Annotated in this window: 4 protein-coding genes; 2 read left to right on the top strand and 2 right to left on the bottom strand. The window is 40.3% G+C overall.

What is annotated here, in order from left to right:
- Window positions 1–83: 83 nt before the first annotated feature.
- Window positions 84–2,624 (bottom strand): TonB-dependent receptor, encoded by a 2,541-nt coding sequence (locus GQR46_RS14185; RefSeq protein ID WP_165741286.1) that lies wholly within the window; start codon window positions 2,622–2,624, stop codon window positions 84–86.
- A 253-nt stretch (window positions 2,625–2,877) separates the two neighbouring features.
- The gene (locus GQR46_RS14190) at window positions 2,878–3,831 is read right to left on the bottom strand and encodes a HAMP domain-containing sensor histidine kinase (RefSeq protein ID WP_007583514.1); all 954 of its coding nucleotides are present in this window, start codon (window positions 3,829–3,831) and stop codon (window positions 2,878–2,880) included.
- Between the two features lie 200 nt (window positions 3,832–4,031).
- Here GQR46_RS14190 and GQR46_RS14195 point away from each other — a divergent pair, with 200 nt between their 5' ends.
- Entirely contained in the window at window positions 4,032–5,360 is a 1,329-nt protein-coding gene (locus GQR46_RS14195; RefSeq protein ID WP_165741287.1) for an HD domain-containing phosphohydrolase, read from the top strand.
- A 74-nt stretch (window positions 5,361–5,434) separates the two neighbouring features.
- Window positions 5,435–6,454, top strand: a complete 1,020-nt coding sequence (hemH, locus tag GQR46_RS14200; protein WP_007583511.1) for a ferrochelatase — start codon at window positions 5,435–5,437, stop codon at window positions 6,452–6,454.
- The last annotated feature ends 150 nt before the right edge of the window (window positions 6,455–6,604 follow it).

A 6,604-nucleotide genomic window follows, 5' to 3' on the forward strand; every position in this document is an offset into this window, starting at 1 on the left:
TAGGTACTTTTTTAATAATAAAAAAGTATAAAAAAAGCGCAGTTAATAACTGCGCTTAATATTACTTTAGTTTGCTTTATAAATTAAAAACTAAAGCTTACTTTTGCATAGTACGTTCTGCCGTCAAAGCCGTAAGGTAATGCACGTACTGGGTATTTAAATGCGCCGTTGGTGATAAAGTTAAGTACTTCGTCATCACCTAATTCGTCTGGTGTTTCGTCAAATACGTTATCGGCACCCACTGAAAGCGCAAACATGTCGTTAATTTGGTAGCTAACATTTAAATCAACTAACACAGCAGACTCAACCGTACTTGTTGGTTTAAACGATCCTGTTGGCGAAAGCTCACCTGGTAATGAAATATGGTCATTACCAAAGTATTTTACATCTGTTTCGCCAAAGTAGTTAAAGCGAATGGTTGATGTGTAGGCATCGCGTTCGTAGTCAAACGTAAGCGTTGCACGTTCACTAGGTTGTCCGTCGGTAAAAAAGCTACGTTGTAAATCATCAAAAGCAACCGCTTCAGGAATACCGTCTTCAGCATTTACGCCGTCAATTTTAGTATCGTTTAGGTTACCTGCAAAGGTTACTCCTAAATTACCGCCTTCAACTTCAGTACGGTACGATGCAATAATATCAACACCTTGCGTAGTAGAATCAACCGAGTTTGAGAAGTAGTTAGCTTGCACAGCTCCAGTTGCTTGTAGCGCTGCAACTGCTTCTGAGCTAAACGATACGTCGTCAGCGGTAAGTAAGCTGCCAAGCGTAATACGGTCTTCAATTTCTACACGGTAAAAATCAACCGTTAACGAAAGCTCGCTTGTTACATCGTAAACAAAACCTGCACTGTAGTTTGTTGAAGTTTCAAGCTCTAAGCTATCTACGCCTAACGCACTTGGGAAAGCTGTACCGGTGTTTGCAGTGAACGACTGCGTTAATGTGCCGTCTGAGCCTAAGTTAGTTGTAAAGGCTGTATAACCACTTTGTTGAAGTGATGGTGCTCTAAAACCAGTAGATACCGCACCACGTACTGCAAAGTCATCTGAAAATTCATAACGTGTTGCTAATTTACCAATTAAATCATCCCCAGCATCTGAGAAATCTTCATAACGTAGCGCACCACTGACGTTCCATGCATCGGTGATCATAGTTTCTACGTCTACATAAACTGCGTAGCTGTTACGGTCGCTGTCGTTAGCCGCTTCTGGGCGCAGGCCGTTATAAGCTTGAAAACCACACTGTGCAAATTGGTCTGGATCGTTTACTGATGGGTACGAGGTATCCATATTTGCTAGTCCACAGGCGTATGATGCTTCATCGCCAGGTACTATTTCGTAGTTTTCTTTACGGTATTCAGCGCCTACTGTTACATATAAAGGTTCACCACGGCCAATATCTACAATACCGTTTACATCAAGGTTAACCGTTGTTTGATCAAATCTAAAACCACCTGAGTAACCGCCACTAGGGCCTGAATTTGCTGCAATATCGGCATCGCTTGCACTTGGGTTGTTAAATAAATACTCAGCCGCGTAAGAAGCGTTTAATGTATTGCGTGATGTAAAGTCGTATTGATTTTCACCATAAACAGCCGATACATCGTAATTCCAATCTGTGTTTATATCGCCTTTAAAACCAAGCGCGACTGAAATATCTTGTGCTTCGTTATATATGCGCGGTAAAAAACCATCGCTATATACTTGAGTTACGTTTTTAGACGCTTCGTTAAAGTTACGGTAAAAACCATTACCCAGCGCCGTGCGCTCTGAGTAGCCACCATACGAGTAAAGCTCGCCGTCGCCCATTGGTAATGCCATGTTGTAAAATAACGATGTAAATTCACTTTCTGAGTTACCTTGGCCCCAGCGTACATCTTCACTTAACGTACCTGGTTCAACATTAAGCGACCCCCCCGTATCACGCTCGGCGCGGTTAGTGCCATCGGCATCACGGTACTCAAGCGATAGGTTAATAAAGCCGCCTTCGTTGCCTAATTCAAAACCACGGTTTAAACCTGCTGAAATAGTGTCGCCGTCACCTTCACTTGTGCCGCCGTATTGTACAAAACCCGTTGTAATACCGGTTGAGTTATTAAGAGATAAGTTAATTACGCCTGCAATAGCATCAGAGCCATATTGCGCCGCTGCGCCATCGCGTAATACTTCAACGCCTTTAAGGGCCGTTAGCGGAATGGCATTCATATCGGTACCCGCAGCGCCTGCGCCAACCGTACCGTTAAGGCCAAAAATTGATTGGTTATGGCGACGTTTACCATTTACTAATACAAGAGTTTGATCTGGCTGTAAGCCACGAAGTGTGGCGGGTCTAAATAAATCAGAACCGTCAGATACTTGTGTACGCGAAAAGTTAAATGAAGGCGCTGTCGCTTGCAGGCTTTGGCCAAGCTCGGTAAAGCCACCTTTGGTTAAATCATCTGCGTCAATTAAATCAATAGGAGAAGAAGACTCAGTAGAAGTACGGTTAGATACACGCGATCCTAATACAGATATTTGCTCAATGTTTTTAGCAGCTTGCACTGGTGCTTCTTCTGCGTTAACAATGCTTGGTGCGCTAAACGCGAAAGCAACGGCTACAGCAAGTGTGTTTAAACGGTATGTTGGCATAGTGACGACCCTGTTTTTTTGTGTTCTTATAATATGTGTGTGGTTATGGTGCTCATAACCTGTTGCAAACATCCTAGCAACATATGCAAACAAAAAGAAATGAAAAAAACTAAATATTTGGTCTAAGTATGCAAATAAATTTCAAGATAAGAAAAAACCACCTTTAATCGATTAAAATACATGCTGCAAGGGCATTAAACTTCAAAAAAAGATCTATTAACTTTTTATTTACATTGTGGTTTTGTTCGTTAGTTTACGCTTTTAAAGGTAATAGGCAGCGGATGGTCGTACCTGTCCCTAATGTGCTGTTAACTTCTATTTTTCCGCCATGATCGCTCACCATAGCGTATACAAGTGTCATACCCATACCGGTACCTTCTCCAACTTCTTTTGTTGTATAAAAAGGGTCAAACATATGCGCTATTGTGTCTTCACTCATTCCACAGCCATTATCTTTTACCTCAATACAGATATTTGTGTTTAGTTCAAAAATATTGACCTCAATAATGCAGCCTTTTTCTAAATCAAGCTCGCATGCTTGCCAAGCATTCATTAAGAGATTTACAAAAATTTGATTAATTGATGATAAATTGCACCAAATAAGTGGTAGTGGTTCAAACCGCGTTTTTATCTCGCATAGTTTGAGTTTGTTACTTAATAACCTTAAAGCATTATTAGCACCCGTTGTTACATCGGTTAGTTGCTTATCTTGCGAGGAGGAGGGGTGGGCAAAGTTTAATAAGTCATGCACAATTTGTTTTATTCGTTTGAGTCCTTCAACGCTGTCGTTAACTTGTCCCTGCAAATTGTTATAAAGCCACGCATACGGATACTGTAAGTTGAGTATGTCGATTTCGTGTTTAAAACGGCTCTCTTTAATTTCATTGTTTAAATATTGCTCGTTAAGCTTTAGCAACGTGATAAGCAAAGGAGTAGAATTTTGTAAGCTTTCTATATTACTCATTGCATAGGCAAGCGGGGTATTTATTTCATGGGCTACGCCTGCACAAAGCGTTCCTAAGGTTGCCATTTTTTCGGTTTGCACAAACAGCATTTGCTGGTGTTCTAAATCGGCTACTTTTTTTTGTAATTCATTATTTATGGCAACTAAAACGGTGCTTTTATCTTTGAGTAATTGTTCTGCGGCCAAGCGCAGCTTTTGTTCGTTTAAAAAAGCACGTTCAAAATTACCATCTGATCCATTCATTCCTTTCATCCATATAGATAACTTTATACTTAACGTTTAGTCGTCTACATGCAAATTTGCAACTTTAGTGTGAGCATTTATCTACTTATAGATAATAACCACATTAGGTGACTCCTACTCTATATAAAAGGTAAGCATAAACAGGTCACGGATGTTTTTTTAAGCTATTATTTAGCCAGAAGTAATTTAAAGGCGGCGCAATGACTCAAGCAACACCAAACACACCAATGAATCAGATTGATGTACTTTGTATTGATGATGACGAAATAGTACTACGTACGTTAACACGACTACTTGAAGTAAATGGCTTAACGGTTATTGTTTGCGATAATCCGCAAAACGCACTAACACTTTTTAAAAATCATGAATTTGGTTTAATTATTAGCGACATGCGGATGCCAGTAATGAACGGTGCCGAGTTTTTAGAAAAAGCGCGTGCGCTGGCACCCGACACTCAACGCATTTTATTAACCGGTTACGCCGATATACAAACAACCCTAGCGGCTGTTAACCAAGGGCAAATAAATGGTTATATTCAAAAACCATGGCAAAATGACTTATTACTTCGAAGCATTAAAGATAGCCTAGAAAAATTTGCGCTAAAAAAGCAAAACAAAAAATTAGAAACACAAGTTAAGGCGCAAAACCAAGAACTACTTGAGCTAAACAACACGTTAGAGCAACGAGTAGAAAAACGTACCTTACAAATCAAACAAGTTTTAAAAAAGCTTGAAGACGCCAACGAGCGGGAAAAACAAGAGCACAAATCGACCGTTGAGCTGCTATATAATTTTGTTAATGCAAATCCTTACCTTGATGGCAACAAAGCACAAAATATTGCAAATACCTGTACACAAATAGCGCTTTACTTAAACCTGTCGCAAAAAAGCATCGATCTTGCCCCAATGGCGGGTTATTTAGCACAAATAGGTTTGCTTGCTATGGACCCTGAACTTTATAAAAAACCGCTAAATCGGTTAAATGAGCAACAACGCAAAACCTTTTATACTCATCCAAGTACTGCACAATTAATGCTAATGCCAGCAATACATTTACACGACTTATCGGATGCTATTTATTACCAGTTTGAACGTTTTAACGGAAATGGAATGCCCAAAGGCCTTGCTGGAAACGATATACCGATAGGGGCTATGGTATTAGGGTTAGCGCGCGATTACTGGGACGCGTTTGAGCAGAGCAATGCAAGCGATGAAAAGCAGTGCCATGAGGATGCACTCGAAAGTGTAAAACTTTATAGTGGTTCGTTTTACCACCCTAAAATAGTTCGTGCGCTTGAAGCAAGCCATGCAAAACTACACGAACAAAAAAGTTCAGCAGGATCAGTACTAATTTGTAATGCTCATGAACTCAAAGAGCAAATGATACTCGGCCATGCTCTGCACAGCCATTCGGGTATAATGTTGTTGCCTAAAGGTCATGTATTTAGCCGCAAATCAATAGAAAAACTGCAGCAACTAGAATCTAAAAAACCAGCCCCATTTAGAATTATGGTTAAAACTGCTAAATGATTGATCTAAACGGCAGTTTTTTTCGTTACAATGTGCATAAAATATATTATTGAATTTGCTTGAAGGAGCACTCTGTGTCGCGATTTTCTGCGGTTACTGACAACCCCCATGATGGGCGTTTTAACCAAAAAACGGGAATACTGCTTACTAACCTAGGTAGCCCTGATGCACCAACAGCTGCTGCGCTTCGTATATACTTACGTGAGTTTTTATCAGATCCACGCATTGTAGAAATACCACGCCTAGTATGGATGATAATTTTACATGGCATTATTTTGCGTGTGCGCCCTAAGCGTTCGGCTAAATTATACGAAAGTATATGGACCGAAAATGGCTCACCGCTTACTCACATCACTCGCCAACAAAGCGTAAAGCTAAATACCTTATTAAAAGAGCAAGGCTATACCAATACCGAAGTAGTAATGGCTATGCGCTATGGCAATCCTTCAATAGAGGCAGGCCTTGAGGAGCTTCGTGATAAAGGCTTAACGCGTATTATTATATTGCCAATGTACCCGCAATATTCTAGCCCAACCACGGGTTCAACGTTCGATGCTGTATCGAGCGTACTGCGTAAATGGCGCTGGGTGCCAGAGCTGCACTTTATTAATGGCTATCATAAAAACACCCGTTATATTGAGTCACTTGCTAATAGTATTAGTGAGGATTTAGAAGCGAATGGTATGCCACAAAAAATTGTTTTTTCGTATCACGGTATGCCTAAACTATTTTTAGAGCGAGGCGATCCGTACCATTGCCTATGTTTACAAACCACGCGTTTAGTTGTCGAAAAACTAGGCCTTGATAAAGACAAAGTAATTAGTACTTTTCAAAGTCGATTTGGTAAAGCCGAGTGGTTAAAGCCTTACACCGACGCAACGCTTGAAGCTCTGCCTGATGAGGGTATTACCGATGTAGCCATCATCAGCCCTGCTTTTAGCGCCGACTGCCTAGAAACACTTGAAGAGCTAGAAGGTGAAAACCGAGAAATATTCGAAAACGCAGGCGGCAAAAAATACCGTTACATAGCGGCACTAAACGACAGAGACGACCACATAGAAGCTGTGTTTGATGTTATAAAACCGATGTTGTAAATCTGATTATAAAAGCACATAGCTATAAATAGTTCGCATTAAGCGGTGTTAAAATTAACACCGCTTTTTTGTTTTAAGGGCTTTTAAAATATTTAGTTAATTAATTCACAAAGAGGTTAAGAGGCGCTGCGCTTTTAGAGTAGTGATAAA

This window comes from Pseudoalteromonas sp. Z1A6 (assembly GCF_011378745.1).
Lineage (GTDB): Bacteria > Pseudomonadota > Gammaproteobacteria > Enterobacterales > Alteromonadaceae > Pseudoalteromonas > Pseudoalteromonas arctica.

Bases quoted from the DNA above. Each gene is read 5' to 3' on its own strand.
- GQR46_RS14185 (WP_165741286.1), bottom strand. From the start codon at position 2,624: ATGCCAACATACCGTTTAAACACACTTGCTGTAGCCGTTGCTTTCGCG.
- GQR46_RS14190 (WP_007583514.1), bottom strand. From the start codon at position 3,831: ATGAATGGATCAGATGGTAATTTTGAACGTGCTTTTTTAAACGAACAA.
- GQR46_RS14195 (WP_165741287.1), top strand. From the start codon at position 4,032: ATGACTCAAGCAACACCAAACACACCAATGAATCAGATTGATGTACTT.